This is a genomic window from Curtobacterium sp. MCBD17_013 (genome assembly GCF_003234565.1).
Lineage (GTDB): Bacteria > Actinomycetota > Actinomycetes > Actinomycetales > Microbacteriaceae > Curtobacterium.
In genome coordinates this window covers 246,942-262,365 of the sequence record NZ_QKTU01000001.1, presented here as the reverse complement: position 1 = coordinate 262,365, position 15,424 = coordinate 246,942, and the positions used below count along the sequence as shown (strand labels likewise).

The 15,424-nt window shown below is 71.2% G+C and carries 13 protein-coding genes; 1 reads left to right on the top strand and 12 read right to left on the bottom strand.

What is annotated here, in order from left to right; translation table 11 throughout:
* Nucleotides 1-5: 5 nt before the first annotated feature.
* The 4 genes from DEI81_RS01145 to DEI81_RS01130 all read right to left on the bottom strand — a co-directional run bounded on the left by DEI81_RS01145 (nt 6) and on the right by DEI81_RS01130 (nt 4,474).
* Entirely contained in the window at nt 6-659 is a 654-nt protein-coding gene (locus tag DEI81_RS01145; protein ID WP_111008666.1) for a DUF1990 family protein, read from the bottom strand.
* Nucleotides 656-1,360: a DUF1990 family protein gene (locus DEI81_RS01140; protein WP_111008665.1), complete on the bottom strand. Its 705-nt coding sequence runs from the start codon at nt 1,358-1,360 to the stop codon at nt 656-658. The genes DEI81_RS01145 and DEI81_RS01140 overlap by 4 nt, the downstream gene beginning before the upstream one ends.
* Nucleotides 1,357-3,213 carry a translation elongation factor 4 gene (gene lepA / locus DEI81_RS01135; RefSeq protein ID WP_111008664.1) on the bottom strand — a complete coding sequence of 619 codons (1,857 nt, stop codon included), beginning with the start codon at nt 3,211-3,213 and terminating at the stop codon, nt 1,357-1,359. Before lepA ends, DEI81_RS01140 begins: the two co-directional genes overlap by 4 nt.
* A gap of 118 nt (nt 3,214-3,331) precedes the next feature.
* Nucleotides 3,332-4,474 carry a pyridoxal phosphate-dependent aminotransferase gene (locus DEI81_RS01130; RefSeq protein WP_111008663.1) on the bottom strand — a complete coding sequence of 381 codons (1,143 nt, stop codon included), beginning with the start codon at nt 4,472-4,474 and terminating at the stop codon, nt 3,332-3,334.
* Nucleotides 4,475-4,643: 169 nt separating this feature from the next.
* On the opposite strand from DEI81_RS01130, the gene rpsT reads away from it, so the two are divergent.
* Nucleotides 4,644-4,904: a 30S ribosomal protein S20 gene (rpsT, locus tag DEI81_RS01125; RefSeq protein WP_111008662.1), complete on the top strand. Its 261-nt coding sequence runs from the start codon at nt 4,644-4,646 to the stop codon at nt 4,902-4,904.
* 207 nt (nt 4,905-5,111) lie between these two features.
* Here rpsT and holA read toward each other — a convergent pair whose 3' ends face one another.
* The 8 genes from holA to DEI81_RS01085 form a co-directional block, all read right to left on the bottom strand.
* Nucleotides 5,112-6,131 (bottom strand): DNA polymerase III subunit delta, encoded by a 1,020-nt coding sequence (holA, locus tag DEI81_RS01120; protein ID WP_111008661.1) that lies wholly within the window; start codon nt 6,129-6,131, stop codon nt 5,112-5,114.
* Nucleotides 6,044-8,662, bottom strand: a complete 2,619-nt coding sequence (locus tag DEI81_RS01115; RefSeq protein WP_111008660.1) for a ComEC/Rec2 family competence protein — start codon at nt 8,660-8,662, stop codon at nt 6,044-6,046. Before DEI81_RS01115 ends, holA begins: the two co-directional genes overlap by 88 nt.
* On the bottom strand, nt 8,659-9,333 hold the full coding sequence (locus tag DEI81_RS01110; protein ID WP_111008659.1) for a ComEA family DNA-binding protein: 675 nt from the start codon (nt 9,331-9,333) through the stop codon (nt 8,659-8,661). Before DEI81_RS01110 ends, DEI81_RS01115 begins: the two co-directional genes overlap by 4 nt.
* A gap of 104 nt (nt 9,334-9,437) precedes the next feature.
* Nucleotides 9,438-11,993 (bottom strand): leucine--tRNA ligase, encoded by a 2,556-nt coding sequence (leuS, locus tag DEI81_RS01105; protein WP_111008658.1) that lies wholly within the window; start codon nt 11,991-11,993, stop codon nt 9,438-9,440.
* A 159-nt stretch (nt 11,994-12,152) separates the two neighbouring features.
* Nucleotides 12,153-13,079, bottom strand: coding sequence for an ABC transporter substrate-binding protein (locus DEI81_RS01100; protein WP_111008657.1), 927 nt, complete (start codon nt 13,077-13,079; stop codon nt 12,153-12,155).
* Nucleotides 13,076-13,804 carry an ABC transporter permease gene (locus DEI81_RS01095; protein ID WP_111008935.1) on the bottom strand — a complete coding sequence of 243 codons (729 nt, stop codon included), beginning with the start codon at nt 13,802-13,804 and terminating at the stop codon, nt 13,076-13,078. The genes DEI81_RS01100 and DEI81_RS01095 overlap by 4 nt, the downstream gene beginning before the upstream one ends.
* Entirely contained in the window at nt 13,801-14,538 is a 738-nt protein-coding gene (locus DEI81_RS01090) for an ABC transporter permease (protein WP_111008656.1), read from the bottom strand. Before DEI81_RS01090 ends, DEI81_RS01095 begins: the two co-directional genes overlap by 4 nt.
* Nucleotides 14,535-15,419, bottom strand: a complete 885-nt coding sequence (locus DEI81_RS01085) for an ABC transporter ATP-binding protein (protein ID WP_111008655.1) — start codon at nt 15,417-15,419, stop codon at nt 14,535-14,537. Before DEI81_RS01085 ends, DEI81_RS01090 begins: the two co-directional genes overlap by 4 nt.
* Nucleotides 15,420-15,424 lie beyond the last annotated feature (5 nt).

The window sequence follows — 15,424 nt, the reverse complement described above, 5'->3', positions numbered from 1 at the left end:
GATCGTCAGTCGGAACCGAGCAACGCCTGCAGGTAGGCCTGGGCGAGTCGCCGCTGCTGGCGTCGGAGGAACGGGCCGAGGAACCGCCACCCGCGCGACGACGGCTGCGAGAACTGCCGCACCTGCAGCCAGACCGAGCCGTCCGTGGTGCGCTCGACGACGAAGGACTCCTCGCCCGACACCGGGTGCCCCTCGAGCGTGCCGTACGCGAAGCCCTTGCGGTCCGGTTCGTCGATCACCGAGACGACGCGGACCGGGGCGTGCACGACCCGCCCGTACGCGTGGATCGTCAGCGTCGCGGTCGTCCCCGCGGTCAGCAAGGGCGTGCCGTCCGGCGCGAACCGCTCGGTCGTCCCGCCGCCGATCGAGGCCGGTGTGACCGGACGACCCTCGTCGTCGAACTCGACGGGGGTGTAGCCGACCTCGTCGTCGTCGGGGACGTCGTCCACGCGGACCCGGATGCCGCTGCGCTCCTGGATCTGCCAGGTCAGGGTCTGGACCCACGCCGTCTCGAACCGCTGGTCGCCGTGGCCGATGCGCGTGCGGGACTCGCTCGGCGTGAACCCCTCGGGCGGGTAGGTCATGAGGTCCGGCGCCTGGGTCGCCCCGACGGCGCCGTAGGTCAGGGCGGTGGGGCGGTGGCTGCCGCGGGTGCTCATCCGCCCATCGTACCGAGCGTGGGATCGATCCCCCCGGCGAGGACCCGCAGGTAGCGCGCCGTCGTGCGCCGCGACTTCCACTGCACGAACGGCCAGAGCAGCGCCCACAGTCGGTTCGCCGGTCGTGAGAACGACCGCACGACGAGCCAGACCGTGTCATCGGGACGGTGCTCGACGAGGAACGCGACCTCGCCCGACTCGGGGTGCCCGCGACGGGTGCCGTAGGCGAAGCCGCCGCGGGTCTCCTCGTCGACCACGCGGACGGCGCGGACCGGCGCGTGGGTGGTGACGCCGTACGCGCGGATGTGCAGGACAGCACGGTCTCCGGCGCGGAGGCGCGGGTGCGGTCGCCCGGGTCGGGACGGGTCGTGCGGACCGTCCGGGTCCTCCCGGGCCTCCCGGTGGTCCTGGGTCTCCCGGTGGTCCTGGGTCTCCCGGTGGTCCTGGGTCTCCCGGACCTCCGGTTCCACCCGGATCCCGACGCGCTCCTGGATCTCCCAGCGGAGCACGGCGTCGACCGTGCGGTCGTGGCAGGCACGACCGCGCCCGATCCGCGCGGCGTCCTGCCGTGCGCGGTACCCCGCTGGCGGGGCCGTCACCAGGTCGGGGGCGAGCGATCCGCCCTCGGGCGCGTAGGTCAGGGCGTCGCGGTCAGCACCGGCACGTGCGGCGTGGGCGCTCCCCGGACCGTCGGCGGTCACTTCTTCTTGGCGTCCTTGGCCTCGGTGTCACCGGAGAGCGCAGCGATGAACGCCTCTTGCGGGACCTCGACGCGACCCACCATCTTCATGCGCTTCTTGCCCTCCTTCTGCTTCTCGAGGAGCTTGCGCTTGCGGGTGATGTCACCGCCGTAGCACTTCGCCAGGACGTCCTTGCGCATGGCACGGATCGATTCGCGCGCGATGATGCGCGCACCGATCGCGGCCTGGATCGGGACCTCGAACTGCTGCCGCGGGATGAGTTCGCGCAGGCGACCGGTCATGAGCACGCCGTACGCGTACGCCTTGTCCCGGTGGACGATCGCGCTGAAGGCGTCGACCTGGTCTCCCTGGAGCAGGATGTCCACCTTGACGAGGTCGGCCTCCTGGTCCCCCATGGGCTCGTAGTCGAGGCTCGCGTACCCCTGCGTGCGGCTCTTCAACTGGTCGAAGAAGTCGAACACGATCTCACCGAGCGGCATCGAGTACCGGAGCTCGACGCGGTCCTCGCCGAGGTACTCCATGCCGAGCATCGTGCCGCGGCGCGACTGGCACAGGTCCATGATCGCGCCCACGTAGTCCTTCGGCGCCAGGATCGCCGCGCGGACGACGGGCTCCTTGACGCTGGCGATCTTGCCCGACGGGAACTCCGACGGGTTCGTGACCTCGACGGTCTTCTTGTCCTCGGTCGTGACCTCGTAGACCACACTCGGCGCGGTGGTGATGAGGTCGAGTCCGAACTCGCGGGACAGCCGCTCCGTGATGATCTCGAGGTGCAACAGCCCGAGGAACCCGCAGCGGAACCCGAAGCCGAGCGCGACCGAGGTCTCGGGTTCGTAGACGAGTGCGGCGTCGGACAGCTTCAGCTTGTCGAGTGCCTCGCGCAGGTCCGGGTAATCGCTGCCGTCGATCGGGTACAGCCCCGAGAACACCATCGGCTTCGGGTCGGTGTACCCGGCCAGCGCCTCCGTGGCGGGCCTCGCGGCGCTCGTGACGGTGTCGCCGACCTTGGACTGCCGGACGTCCTTGACGCCGGTGATGAGGTACCCGACCTCGCCGACCGCCAGGCCCTTCGTCGGTACCGGCTCCGGGCTCGACACCCCGATCTCGAGGATCTCGTGGGTGGTGCGGGTCGACATCATCTGGATCTTCTCGCGGGGGCTGATCCGCCCGTCGACCATGCGCACGTAGGTGACGACACCGCGGTAGCTGTCGTAGACCGAGTCGAAGATCATCGCCCGCGGCTCGGCGTCCAGGCGACCGACCGGCGCCGGGATGCGTTCGACGACCCGGTCGAGCAGCTCCGCCACGCCCACGCCGGTCTTGCCGCTCACGCGCAGGACGTCGGCCGGGTCGCCGCCGATGAGCTGCGCCAGCTCGGCGGCGTACTTGTCCGGCTCCGCGGCGGGCAGGTCGATCTTGTTGAGCACCGGGATGATCTCGAGGTCGTTCTCGAGCGCGAGGTACAGGTTGGCCAGGGTCTGCGCCTCGATCCCCTGGGCGGCGTCGACGAGCAGGATCGCGCCCTCGCACGCGGCGAGCGACCGCGACACCTCGTACGAGAAGTCGACGTGGCCTGGAGTGTCGATCATGTTCAGGGCGAACGTCTGGCCGTCACGCTCCCACGGCATGCGCACGGCCTGCGACTTGATGGTGATCCCACGCTCGCGCTCGATGTCCATCCGGTCGAGGTACTGCGCCCGCATCGCACGCTCCTCGACGACGCCGGTGATCTGCAGCATGCGGTCGGCCAGCGTCGACTTGCCATGGTCGATGTGGGCGATGATGCAGAAGTTGCGGATCGCCCCGGCCGCCGTCGACGCGGGTTCGAGTGGTGCGGATGCTTGTGGGCTCACGGTTCCTCTGAGGTCGAGCGGTGGATCGGTCGATTGTTCCACGCGCAGCCGACCGATGCGGCCAGACCCGGTCGCGGCGACCGCGGCGAGGACGGGAGCGACCCTGCCGGCAGGGTCGTCAGCGCGGGTCCGGGAGACGACGGAGACCCTCGCGGAGCACCGCGGGGTCCGCGGCCAGGCACACGCGGATCCACCCCTCACCGGCCCTCCCGAACGCGCTGCCCGGCGCCACCGCGACGCGCTCCGCCAGCAGGAACCGCTCCGCCCATGCCGCGACGTCCCCGTCGGTCGCGTGCGCGACGTCGATCCACAGGTAGAACGCGCCCTCGGGGTCGTTGTACGTGATGCCCTTCGCGTCGAGGACCTCTCGCGCCACCTCGAGGTTCGCGCGGTAGTGGTCACGGGCCTCCTGGACTGCCGAGTGGTCCCCGACGATGGCCGCGAGGGCCGCGAACTGATCGGGTTCGGCGACACAGCTCACCGTGGCCTCCTGGACCGTCCGCATGGTCCCCGCCATACCCCTCGGCGTGACGAGGTACCCGACGCGCACGCCGGTCATCGCGTACGTCTTGCTCAGGGAGAACACGCTGAACACCCGGTCGTCCTCGTCGAGGGACGCGGGACTGACGTGGCGCGCGCCGAACGTGAAGTACTCGTAGACCTCGTCACTGATGACCCAGAGGTCGTGCCGACGGGCGAAGGCGAGCAGCCGCTGCACGGTCTCCGCGCCGACCACCGACCCGAGCGGGTTCGACGGCGAGTTGAGCAGGAGCACGCGCGTGCGGTCGGTCACGCTCGCCTCGAGGGCGTCGAGGTCCGGCTCGAACCCGTGCGCCGGTGCCAGCTCGTACGGCACCGGGACCGCACCGAGCATGTGGGCGTTCATGGTGAAGGTCGTGTAGCCGGGGTCCGGCACGAGGACCTCGTCGCCCGGCGCGAGCAGCAGTGCCATCGCCTGGTGCAGGGCCTGGGTCGCCCCGACCGTCACCCAGACCTGCTCGATCTCGGCGTCGATCCGGTTCTCGCGGGACAGCTTCTCCTGGAGGGCCCGCCGCAGTGGCGCGATCCCGCCGTTCGGCGTGTAGTTGGTCCGGTCCTCGGTCCACGCGCGTCGCGCCGCGTCGCCGATGTGCCGGGCCACGGGCACGTCGGGCTCGCCGACCACGAGCATGATGGCGTCGTCGAGGAGCAGAGCCTGCTCGTAGATCCGCCGGATGCCGGAGTCGGGCACGGTGCTGATGTGCGGCGCGAGCGATGGCATGGCGCAACGCTAGTCGAGGGGTGGCGCGTTGATCGCTCCTCGTGGTCCTGGTAACATTGCTCGCTGGCTTGCGTGTTCCATCTCCCACAGGTGGAGCGCGATCCGCGATCGGACCCTCTATCCCTGTGATCGCGTTCACCCGTCCGAGACACACAGAAAGCAGAACCGCATGGCGAACATCAAGTCGCAGATGAAGCGCATCAAGACCAACCTGAAGGCCCAGGAGCGCAACAAGGCCTACAAGAGCGAGCTCAAGACGTACATCCGCCACACGAACGAGGCCATCGCCGCCGGCGACAAGGACAAGGCCACCGCCGCCCTCGTCGTCGCGACGAAGAAGCTCGACAAGGCCGTGAGCAAGGGCGTCATCCACAAGAACCAGGCCGCGAACCGCAAGTCCGCGATCTCGAAGAAGGTCGCCGCGCTCTGATCTGAGCGCTGGCCGAGCCGCACCTCGCCGAACGCCCCCGACACTTCGGTGCCGGGGGCGTTCCGCGTGTCCGGCGCGGCGCAGCTCGGGCTTGGGGGTCAGCACGGCGCAGGGGTCGGCACTGCGCAGGGGCCGCACTGCGCAGGGGTCGGCACCCGGCGGATCCGGCCTGCGGGATCAGCACCCGGCCGACCATGCCCGGCCCGGTCAGGTCCCCTCACCGTGGCGGGCGATGACGCGAACCATCACCTCGAGCGCGTAGTGGGCGTCGCGGGACCCGCCCTTCACCGCCGTGTCGGCGGCCGCGATGCTGAGGATCGCGTTCGCGAGGCCGGCCTCGCTCCAGCCCTGGACGTCTCGCTGCGCCCGCTGCACCTGCCACGGTGCCAGCCCGAGCGCCGATGCCGCCTGCCCGCTCGACCCGCGGAAGGAACTGACCTTCGCCATCGTGCGGATCTTGCTCGCGAACGCCGCGACGATCGGCACGGGGGCCTCGCCGGTCGCCAGGGCGTGCCGGAGCTGCACGACGGCCGGCCCCGATCGACCGGCGAGCGCGATGTCGGCCACCTTGAAGGCGTTCGTCTCGACCCGGCCGCCGTAGTACCGGTCCACCGTCCGGTCCGTGATCTCCTGGTCGTCGTCGGCGAGCAGCTGACGACAGGCGGCAGCGAGTTCGGCGAGGTCGTCCGCGAACGCCGCGACGAGGGTGCGGACCGCGGACGGGCTGATCTTCCGGCGCGCGGCGCGGAACTCGGCCTGGACGAAGTCGATCCGGTCGGTCTCCTTCTTCAGTTCGTCGCACTGGACCTCGATCCCGCCGCCGGTGCCGCCACGGATCGCGTCGAGCAGTTTCTTCCCGCGGACGCCGCCGCCATGCCGGAGCACGAGCGTGACGTCGTCGGCCGGGGCCTGGAGGTAGGAGAGGGTCTCGGTGATGAACGCGTCCGTGCACTTCTCGACCTGGACGACGCGCAGGAGGCGGGGTTCGCCGAACAGCGAGGGGCTGGCGAGGGTCGCGAGCAGCCCAGGCGCGTACTGGTCGGCCTCGAGATCGTGGACCTCGAGTGCGGGGTCCTCGGCGAGCAGGAGATCGCGCAGCGAGGTGATCGCTCGTTCGGCGAGGAAGGTCTCGGGTCCCGTCACGAGGACGACCGGTGCCGGCCGGATCGCCGACCACGGGACCTGGTCGATCGCCGCGGCTGCGCGCGCTGGTCTCTTCGCCGCCATGGTGTGCCTCCCGCTCGGGACGTTGGTGGACCCGACGGTGCCCGACCCGGTCCACGCCGGGCTCCGACCCGACCGACCTCCAGCAGTGTACGGGCGACCGGCGACACCCCCGTAGTGGGATCGCCTCGGTCGGGCCGCTCGCGCCAGACCCGGAGGTCGCCGCCCGACGCCGAGAGCACGATCGTGCCGTTCTGATCGGTGCGGAGCGCCGCCGTGCCCGCTGCCTCCAACATCGCGAGCGCGCGGTCGGTGGGATGCCCGTAGGGGTTGTCGGCACCCACGCTCACGATGCCCACCCGAGCCGACACCGCTCGGTACAGCGCCGGGTCCTGGTCGGCGGAGCCGTGGTGCGCGACCTTGACGACGTCGACGGGTGGCCAGCCTCCGGCTGCCGTCACCATGGCGAGCAGCCGTCGCTGCGCCGCCTCGCCGAGGTCGCCGAGGAACAGCGACGACAGGCAGTCGGAGCAACGCCGGGACGGCTCGAACAGGACCGTGACGCTCGCGTCGTTCCCGCCCTCGGTGGTCGACGGAGGGGGCCACACCACCCGCCACGGCAGATCCCCGAGCGTGCCGGCGGTGCCTGCGCCCGCCGTGACCACGTCGGCACCCGCGCGCCGCAGGGTGGCGACGACGTCGGCGTCCGCCGCGCGGCCGAGCGGGCCGACGAGGGCGGTCCCGACACGGTTGGCTACCACCCCGACCGCACCCACGTGGTCGCGGTCGTAGTGCGAGGCCACGAAGAGGTCGATCCGGTCGATCCCCAGCAGGTCGAGGCAGCGCTCGAGCCGCTCCGGCTCGTCGCCCGTGTCGACGAGCGCGACCGCATCGTCCCGCCGCACCAGGACCGCGTCGCCCTGGCCGACGTCGCAGGCCGCGAGCGACCAGTCGGCGGGGACGCTCCCCCGGACGACGGCGTCGGGCACGACGACGACCGAGACGCCGATCACCCCGACCACCACCGCCGCGGCCACGGGGACCGCCCGTGCAGCACGGCGCACGAACACGGCCGCCACGACCGCCGCGCTCACCAGTGCGGCCGTCGCGGCGCCGAACGGACCGGCCGGCCAGGGGACCACCGCGAACGGGAGTGCCGCGGCCGCCCGCGCGACGACGGCGATGACCGCGGCGGGTGCCCACGCGGCGGCCGCGAGGAACCAGGCACCGGTCGACCAGATGGGCGCGAGCGCGCACGCCGCCAGCCCGAGGACGGTCGCGACGGGAGCCAACGGCTCCGTGACCAGGTTCGTGAGCACGGCGTACGTCGGGATGGACGGCGCGAGCACCACGGTGACGGGCCAGCACGCGGCCTGCGCCGCGACCGGTACCGCGAGCGACGCCGCGACCACTGGTCCGAGTCGTCCGGCGAGACGCGACGCCAGGACCGGGGCGACCACCACGACCCCCGCGGTGGCCAGGACGGAGAGCGCGAACCCGAAGGACCGGGCGAGCCACGGGTCGACGACGAGCATGCCGATGGTCGCCAGCGCCACGAGCGGTGCGCCCTGCACGGGTCGTCCACGCAGGTGCACGACGAGCACGACGACCGCCATGATCGTCGCGCGCACGATGCTCGGATCCGGTCGCACGAGCAGGACGAATGCGCCGAGCACGACGACCGAGACCACGACACGCGCCAGCCGCGGGGCGCGTGCGGCGCGGCCGACGAGCATCACGAGTCCGACGAGCACCGCGCAGTTCGAGCCGGAGACGGCGGTGAGGTGCGTCAGTGCGGTCACCTCCATCGCATCCGCGGTCCGGTCGTCGATACCGCTCCGGTCCCCGATCGCGAGCCCGCGCAGCAGGCCGGCTCCGGGGCCGGGCAGTCTCCCGGTGACCTCGGCGAACGCGCGGCGGGCGATCGTGCTGGCCAGGAGCAGCGCCGCGGGAGCGTGGACGACCTCGGGGTCGCCCCGGGTGAAGAGCAGGACGGACGCGGTCGCACCCGGCGCCCCGGCGACCAGCTCCGCCTGCACACGCACCGTGGCACCCGCGACGAGTGGGACGGCGAGGTCGCTGGCACCCGGGCCGTGCTCCGTCGAGCCCGGCTCCGCGAGGACCACGCGGGCGGGAACGCGGAGGCCGGTGGTCGTGCTCGTCTCGCCACCCGCGCGGTGTTCCATCCGGACGAGGCGCCCGGGGACCGTTCGCACACCCGGTTCGCCGTCGCGCTCGAGCACGACCTCGGCGACCACGGCCGCCCCGTCGTCGATCGCTCGGATGGCTTCCGGACGCCGGACGGCGTCACGCACGTCGACGGCGACCGCGACGAGGGCCACGAGCAGCAGGGTGGGCGCGACGAGGCCGACGACGCCGAGCGGTCCGCTGTACGCTCGGGGTGGCGGGCCCGCCCGCCCGCGACGGACCGCCTGGAGGACGACCAGGACCGCTGTGGCCGCGGCGACTCCCGCGGCCACGGCGACCGGGACCGCGTGCGCGGGACTGGCGACCAGGACCACCGCGACCACCCAGGCCACGGCCACCGGCACGACGAGGCGGAGATCGGGACGTGGCGCACCGAGCGACGTCACACCCGCACCCGGTCCCGGAGGTCCGCGAAGGTCGCGTCACCGATCCCGCTGACGTCGAGCAGGTCCTCGACGCTCGAGAACCGACCGTGCTCGGTCCGCCACGCGACGATCCGGTCGGCGAGCGCCGGTCCGATGCCGGGCAGGGTCTCCAGGGCGGTGGCATCGGCGGTGTTGAGGTCCACCAGGGTCGGGCCCTCCCCACCACCGACGGACGCACTCCCGCCCCCCACGACGGGTCCCGGGGCCTCGGGGACGTCGTCCTCGCCGTCACGCGGCACGTACAGTTGCTCGCCGTCCACCAGCGGCCGGGCGAGGTTCACCCGGCTCAGGTCTGCGTGGTCGGCCGCCCCGCCGGCCTCGGTGACCGCGTCGTCGACGCGGGCACCGACCGGGAGCTCGACGAGGCCCGGCGTGGCGACGGCCCCGAGCACGTGGACGACGACTGTCGCGGGCGTCGCCGCTGGGGGGACCACTCCCGTGGACGCCGTGGCGGGCGCCGACACCGAGACCGCATCGGCGGAGCGCTGGACCGTCGTGGCGTGGTCGGTCAGTGCGCCCACCGCCAACAGCACCAGCGCCACGACCGTCACGGCGATGGCGACGACCACGAGGGCGCGCGGCCGGATCCAGGTGCGGACCGGTGCGGTGTCGTCGAACTCGTCTCCCGTCATGCTCCGACGCTAGGGGCGCTCCCGACGCCGAACGGCCCCGCCGGTGCCTCCTGTGTCGGGACGCCCCAGCGGGGCCGTTGTGGAGGAGTGGGCGCGGAGGGCAGTCAGCCCCGGATCGCGATGTTGACCAGCTTCGGCGCGCGGACGATCACCTTGACGATCTCGCGCTCACCGATGAACCGCTGCACCGATGCGGAGGACCGGGCCAGCGCCTCCAGGGCGTCCGCGTCGATCGACGGCGGCACCTCGAACGTGTCGCGCACCTTGCCGTTGACCTGCACGACCGCCGTGACGCTCTCCTGCACGAGCAGGGTGGGATCGGCCTTCCGCCAACCGTGTGTCGCCACCGACGGCTCGTACCCGAGCCGCTCCCACATCTCTTCGCCGGTGTACGGCGCGAAGACACTCAGACCGAGCGCGACGGTCTCGGTGGCCTCGCGCACCGCGGGGTCTGCCGGCCCGACACCCGAGTCGATGGCCTTGCGCGTGACGTTGACCAGGTCCATGAGCCGCGCGATGACGACGTTGAACTTGAAGGACTCCATGAGACCGGGCGCGTCCGCGAGGAACCGGTGGGTGACGCGGCGCAGCGCGCGGTCGCCCTCGGCCCACACCGCGTTCGGAGCCGACGTCACGTCCACCGCCAGGCGGTAGGCGCGAGCGAGGAAGCGCGCGCTCGCGGCGGGCGAGACGTCCTCCCAGTTGATGTCGTCCTCCGGCGGACCGGCGAAGCCCATCACCAGACGGATGGCGTCGACCCCGTGCGCGTCGAGCTCGTCCCCGAGGCTGACGCCGCCCTTCGACTTCGACATCTTCGACCCGCCGGACAGCACCATGCCCTGGTTGAGCAGCGCGTTGAAGGGCTCGGTGAAGTCGATGTACCCGAGGTCGAACAGGACCTTCGTGACGAACCGCGCGTAGAGCAGGTGCAGGATCGCGTGCTCGACGCCGCCGATGTACTGGTCGACGGGCGCCCACTTGCGCGCCTCGGCCGGGTCGAACGCCTGGCTGTCGTCGTTCGGGCTCAGGAACCGCAGGAAGTACCAGGACGAGTCCACGAAGGTGTCCATCGTGTCGGCGTCGCGCTTGGCGGGAGTGCCGTCCACCGGGTTCGGCACGTTCACCCAGTCCTCGGCGCCGCCGAGCGGGCTCGTGCCCTTCGGCTTGAGGTCGAGTCCCTCGCTCGGCGGGAGCAGCACGGGCAGCTGGTCCTCGGGCACCGGGTACTCGGTGCCGTCGTCGCCGTGGATGATCGGGATCGGCGTGCCCCAGTACCGCTGGCGGGAGATGAGCCAGTCGCGCAGTCGGTACGTCTTGGCGGCGCGACCGGTGCCCTTCTCCGAGAGCAGCCGGATCGCAGCCTGGATCGCGTGCTGCTTGCTCATGCCGTCGAGCGGTCCGGACGCGATCATCCGCCCCTGTCCGGTCAGCGCGACACCGGTCGATGCCGGGTCGAGCGGCGGCAGGTCGAAGTCCTCGAGGGTCGCGCCCTCGGGGATCACCGGGATGGCACCGGTGACGGCCGCGTTCGTGTCGACGACCACCTTGACCGGGAGGCCGAACACGCGTGCGAAGTCGAGGTCGCGTTGGTCGTGGGCCGGCACCGCCATGACCGCACCGTGGCCGTAGTCCGCGAGCACGTAGTCGGCCGCCCAGATGGGCAGGCGCTCCCCCGTGACCGGATGCAGGGCGAACCGGTTGAGCGGGACACCGGTCTTCGGCCGGTCGGCGTTCTGCCGGTCGATCTCGCTCGTCGCCTGGGTCTCGGTCAGGTACTCGGCGAAGGCCGCCCGGGTCGCGTCGTCCGATGACGCGACGAGTTCGGCGGCGAGGTCACTGTCCGGGGCGACGACGAGGAACGTGACGCCGAAGACCGTGTCGGGTCGCGTCGTGAAGACGGTGACGGGTTCGTCCCGCCCCTCGATCACGAAGTCGACGTCGGCGCCGACGGATCGACCGATCCAGTTGCGCTGCATGGCGATGACCTTCGCCGGCCAGGTGCCCTCGAGCTGGTTGAGGTCGTCGAGCAACCGGTCCGCGTAGTCCGTGATCCGGAAGTACCACTGCGTCAACTTCTTCTTGACGACCACGGCGCCCGAGCGGTCGGACGTGCCGTCCGGCAACACCTGCTCGTTCGCCAGGACGGTCTGGTCCACCGGGTCCCAGTTGACCCAGCTGTCCTTCCGGTACGCCAGGCCCTTCTCGTACATCTTGAGGAACAGCCACTGGTTCCACTTGTAGTACTCGGGGTCCGACGTGTGCAGCTCGCGCGTCCAGTCGAAGGACGGGGCGTAGCGCTTGAACGAGGCCTTCTGTTGTTCGATGTTCGCGTACGTCCAGGCGCGGGGGTCGATCCCGCGCTTGATGGCCGCGTTCTCGGCGGGCAGGCCGAACGAGTCCCACCCGATCGGGTGCAGCACGTTGAAGCCCTGCTGCCGCCAGTACCGGGCGACGAAGTCGCCGAGTGCCCAGTTCTCGGCGTGACCCATGTGCAGGTCTCCGGACGGGTACGGGAACATCTCGAGGATGTACTTGCGCGGGCGGCGGTCCTCCGGGTCCGTCGTGAAGAGCCCGAGGTCCGACCAGATGCGCTGCCACTTGTCCTGGATGCGCCGGGGGTCGTAGGCGTGCGGGTCCTCGACGTGTTGCTCGATGGTCACGGAACTCTCATTCGGTCGGGAGGGACGGGTCACCGCACACGAGCGGGTGACCGACGATCAAGGGTACCGAACCGAGCCGGGCCGCACGCCGCACGGGGACGGATGCCGGGCACTCGCCGGGCGTCCGTCCCCGTGTCGGTGGTCAGTGCGCCGCGGTGCTCAGAGCAGTCCCTTGTCGGTGAGGAACTTCTTGGCGATCTGCGCCGACTTCTCCTTGTCCACGGTGCTCTCGGTGTTGAGCTGGATCAGCGCGGACGTGGTCAGGGCCTTGTCGACCTTCTCGATGTCGGTGGCGGCCTTGCCGGTCACCTTCTTCGAGACGACCGGCGTCACGTTCTGCGGCAGGATCAGGTGCTTCGGGTCCTTGAGGGTGACGAAGTCGTTCGCCTTGATGCTCGGGTCGGCGCTGTAGATGTCGGCGAGCTGCACCGTGCCGTCCTTGAGCGCCTTGACGGTGAGCGCGCCGCCCGAGTCCTCGATCGCGGTGAACCCGACGGTGGCACCGTAGGTGGACTTGAGGCCGTTCGGCCCATAGGGGCGGGTCTGGAACTCGGAGTTCCCCCCGACGGTCAGCTTCGTCGAGACGTCCTTCAGGTCGGCCAGGCTGGTCACGTGGTTCTGCTGCGAGAACTGCTTGGTGACCGTGTAGCTGTCCTGGTCCGTCGCCGCCGCTGCGGGGAGCGCACGGATCCCGCTCGGCAGGGCGGACTTGAGACCCGCGGCGATCTCCGCGGGGCTCGACGCCGTGGACTTCTTGTCGTAGTACTGGAGCAGGTTGCCGCTGTACTCGGGCATGACGTCGATGGCGCCCTTCTGCATCTGCGGCAGGTAGACCTCACGTTGCCCGATGTTGAAGTTCCGCTTCACGTCGTAGCCGTCGTGCTCGAGCACCTGCGAGTACAGCTCGGCGATGATCTCGTTCGAGTAGTACTGCTGCGAGCCCACGACGATGGTCGAGGACCCGGCGGCGGACGACGCGCTGCTGCCCGCGATGGGGCTGCTCGAGGAGCAGCCGGTGAGCGCCGCGACGGCGCCGACGGCCAGTGCGGCCGCGATGCCGAGGCGGAGTCTGGTTGCTGTGGTCACGAGGGGTTTCCTTCCGGGAGGGGATTGTGGGAGGACGCGTGCGTCACCCGGGAACGCGAGCCCGAACGGCCGGCAACGCCCACGGGCACCACCGCCCGCTGGAACCCGGCGAAGAGGATCTCGAAGACGATGGCGAGTGCGATCACGAGGATCGACGAGCCGAGCATCTCCGCGTAGTCCTGGATCTTGAGGCCGAGGAACAGGTAGCCGCCGAGACCGCCGGCCCCGACGTACGCCGCGAGGGTCGCCGTCGCGACGACCTGGAGGACCGCGGCCCGGATGCCCCCGATGAGCAGCGGCAGGCCGAGCGGGATCTCGACCTTCCAGAGGATCTGCCACTCGGTCATGCCCATGGCACGGGCCGCGTCCACGGTCACCGGGTCGACGGCCTCGATGCCCGCGTAGGCGCCGGCGAGCACCGACGGGATCGCGAGCACGACCAGGGCGATGAGCGGGGCGGACAGTCCGACGCCGAGCGCGATGCCGAGCAGCGTCAGCACGCCGAGCGTCGGCAGCGCACGGATGCCGCCGGAGAGGGCGATCGCCACGCTCCGCGCGCGACCGGTGTGTCCGATCGCGAACCCGATCGGGATCGCGATGACCGCGGCGATCCCGACCGCGAGGAGCGTGATCCACACGTGTTCCCAGAGGCGCGTCGGGATGCCGGTGGGTCCGGGGTAGTTGGTGGGGTCGAACACCCACGCGAACGCCTGGCCGATGATCACGAGGTCACCTCCGCGACCGGTGCGGTGGATCGGGCGGCGCGCCGTCGCGTGGCGCGGGGCATGGACCGGGTCCATGGGAGCACCAACCGCCCGAGCAGCACGAGCAGGCCGTCGAGCACGAACGCCAGGACCAGGACCATGACGATCCCGGACCCGATCTCCTCGGGGATCGTGCGCTGGATGCCGTCCGTGAACAGCGACCCGAGGCTCTGCACCCCGAGCACCGCGCCGACCGTCGTCAGCGAGATCGTCGACACCGAGACGACCCGGAGGCCGGCGAGCAGCACCGGTCCCGCGAGCGGCAGGTCGACCCGGAAGAACCGCTGCACCGGCGAGTACCCCATGGCGACGGCGGCTGCCTGCGTGGCCGGGTCGACGGACGACAGCGCGTCGGCCGTCGACCGCACCATGAGCGCGAGCCCGTACAGCGTCAGCGCGACGACGATGTTGACGGGGTCCTGCAGGTCGGTGCCGATCACCGCCGGCAGCGCGATGAACAACGGGAGGGACGGGATCGCGTAGAGCAGGCTGGCGACGGCGACGATGCCGCCGCCGGTCCCCCGGGCGAGCCTCCGGGGCGCCCCGCCGTCCGTCGAGGGGCTGCGCAGTTTGACGACGAGCCACCCGATGGGGATCGACAGGAGGAAGCTGACGACGATCGCCGGCAACGCGGTCGCCAGGTGCGCCAGCGTGTCCGACCAGATGATGTCGAGGTTCGACCACACCCAGGTCACGACGCGCTCCCACCCTGCGCCGCAGCACCCGCCGCGGGGTACGCGGCGGCCTCGGAGACGGATGGGACGGGTCCGGTGAGCACACCGGCGGCACGACCGTCGGCGTCGACCACCACGGGACCACCGGGTGTCTGCTCGATGCGGAGGGCGCGGCGGCCGCGACCGGCACCGACGAAGTCGGCGACGAAGTCATCGGCGGGCGACGACATGATCTCGGCCGGCGTTCCCTGTTGCGCGATCACCCCGCCCTTGCGGAGGATGACGACCTGGTCGCCCAAGCGGAAGGCCTCGTCGATGTCGTGGGTCACGAACACGACGGTCTTGCCGAGTTCTCGTTGGAGCCGGATGAGCTCGTTCTGCAGATCCGTCCGCACGAGGGGGTCGACCGCGCCGAACGGCTCGTCCATGAGGAGGATGTTCGGGTCGACGGCGAGGCCACGGGCGACCCCGACACGCTGCTGCTGACCCCCCGAGAGCTGCGAGGGGTACCGGTCGGCGAGGCCGCGGTCGAGTCCGACGGTGTCCATGAGCTCGAGCGCACGCTCCCGTGCGCGGGCCTTGGGGACACCGGTCAGCAGCGGCACGGTCGCGATGTTGTCGACGACCTTCCGGTGCGGCAGGAGTCCGCTGTTCTGCATCACGTACCCGATGCGGCGGCGGAGTCCGACCGGCGGGACCGCCGCGACGTCCTCGCCGTCGATCTCGACACTGCCCGCGGTCGGGTCCACCATGCGGTTGATCATCCGGAGCAGGGTGGTCTTGCCGCAGCCGCTCGACCCGACGAAGACCGTCGTGGTCCGGGACGGGATCACCAGGTCGAAGTGCTCGACTGCGGTGGTGCCGTCCGGGTACTGCTTGCGCACCGATCGGAACTCGATCATGGATG

Excerpts from the sequence above, each read along its gene's own strand:
- DEI81_RS01145 (WP_111008666.1), bottom strand. The coding sequence starts at position 659 with ATGAGCACCCGCGGCAGCCACCGCCCCACCGCCCTGACCTACGGCGCC.
- DEI81_RS01130 (WP_111008663.1), bottom strand. The coding sequence starts at position 4,474 with ATGCCATCGCTCGCGCCGCACATCAGCACCGTGCCCGACTCCGGCATC.
- rpsT (WP_111008662.1), top strand. The coding sequence starts at position 4,644 with ATGGCGAACATCAAGTCGCAGATGAAGCGCATCAAGACCAACCTGAAG.
- holA (WP_111008661.1), bottom strand. The coding sequence starts at position 6,131 with ATGGCGGCGAAGAGACCAGCGCGCGCAGCCGCGGCGATCGACCAGGTC.
- DEI81_RS01110 (WP_111008659.1), bottom strand. The coding sequence starts at position 9,333 with ATGACGGGAGACGAGTTCGACGACACCGCACCGGTCCGCACCTGGATC.
- DEI81_RS01085 (WP_111008655.1), bottom strand. The coding sequence starts at position 15,419 with ATGATCGAGTTCCGATCGGTGCGCAAGCAGTACCCGGACGGCACCACC.